We start from the raw sequence: 1,572 nt of genomic DNA on the forward strand, positions 1-1,572 counted from the left end.
TTGCCGGGGCCGCCGTTGGCGGGGCGCGTGGGGGTCTTTGTCGGCGAGGAGGTGCCGGAGGAGGCGGGGTGGGCGGCGGCGCGCGCGGCCGGCGGCCTCGGCCTCCGGCGGCAGGAGGCCTTCGGCAGCCCCGCGGCCCTGCGCGACTGGCTCGCCCGCCTCGCCGAGGACGCCACCGCCGAGGCGGCCTCGCCATGAGCCGGCTTGTCATCGTCGCCAACCGCGTGCCCGACCCGCGGGAGCGCGGCGCCACCGCGGGCGGGCTGGCCGTCGCGCTGAAGGATGCGCTGCAGCGCCGCGACGTGCTGTGGTTCGGCTGGTCCGGCACGACCTCCGCGCAGCCCGCCGCGACGCCCGCCACGCAGCGCAAGGGCCGGGTCAACTACGCCACCCTCGACCTGAGCGAGGAGGACTACCGGCACTACTATCTCGGCTTCTCCAACGGCGCGCTGTGGCCGGTGCTGCATTACCGCCTCGGCATCGCCCGCTTCGCGCGCGAGGACTGGGAGGGCTACCGTCGGGTCAACGCCGCCTTCGCCGCGGCGCTCGCGCCGGTGCTGCGCCCGGACGACACGATCTGGGTGCATGATTTCCACCTGTTCCTGCTGGCGGCGGAACTGCGCGCGCTGGGCTGCCGGCAGAAGATCGGCTTCTTCCTGCATGTGCCCTTCCCGCCGCGCGCGGTGATCATGGGCCTGCCCAAGGCCGAGGAGATCCTGCGCGCGATGGGCGCGCATGACGCGATCGGCGTGCAGACCGAGGACGACGCGGAGAACCTGCGCGGCGCGCTGGTCGCCGGCGGCGACGCCGAGGCCGCGTCGCGCGTCGGCGCCTTCGGCATCGGCATCGACGCCGCCGGCTTCGCGGCGCTGGCGGCGCGGCGCTTCCGCACGAAGGAAGTGGACCAGCTGCGCGATTCGCTTGCCGGGCGCGCCCTGGCGATCGGTGTGGACCGGCTCGACTACACCAAGGGCCTGCCGCAGCGCATCACGGGCTTCGGCAAGCTGCTGCAGCGCTTTCCGCGGCACCGCTCCAAGGTCACCTTCCTGCAGGTGGCCCCGGTCAGCCGCGGCGACGTCGCCACCTATCGCGCGCTGCGCCGCGAGCTGGACGAGAGCGTCGGCCGCATCAACGGCCAGTTCGCCGAGCCCGACTGGGCGCCGATCCGCTACATCACCCGCGCCGTCGCGCGCCCGACGCTCGCCGGCTACATGCGGCTGGCCAGGATCGGGCTGGTCACGCCGCTGCGCGACGGGATGAACCTGGTCGCGAAGGAATACGTGGCCGCGCAGCACCCGGAGGATCCCGGCGTGCTGGTGCTGCCCCGCTTCGCCGGCGCCTCCGGCGAGCTGGAGGGCGCGCTGCTGGTCAACCCGCTCGATCCGGACGACATCGCGGAGGCGCTCGACGTCGCGCTGACCATGCCGGCCGAGGAGCGGCTGGCGCGGTGGCGGCCGATGGACGCCGCGGTCCGCGCCAACAGCGCGGCCGCCGGGTGCCGCCGCGTCCGGGCGGCGCGGGAAGGCGCCCAGGCGACCGCCCCGCCCCCCCCCCCCCGCGCCCCCGCCGCGC

1 protein-coding gene and 1 pseudogene are annotated in these 1,572 nt (G+C 75.7%); both read left to right on the forward strand.

Annotation, left to right across the window (positions count from 1 at the left end; translation table 11 throughout):
* Nucleotides 1–198, forward strand: a pseudogene (locus AC1MIR_RS06785) (trehalose-phosphatase); the annotation flags it as partial.
* A partial coding sequence (locus tag AC1MIR_RS06790) for an alpha,alpha-trehalose-phosphate synthase (UDP-forming) (protein ID WP_480027424.1) occupies nt 195–1,572 on the forward strand: 1,378 nt, incomplete at its 3' end. The pseudogene AC1MIR_RS06785 and the gene AC1MIR_RS06790, both read left to right, overlap by 4 nt.

Source organism: Falsiroseomonas sp. RANM36 (assembly GCF_056682175.1).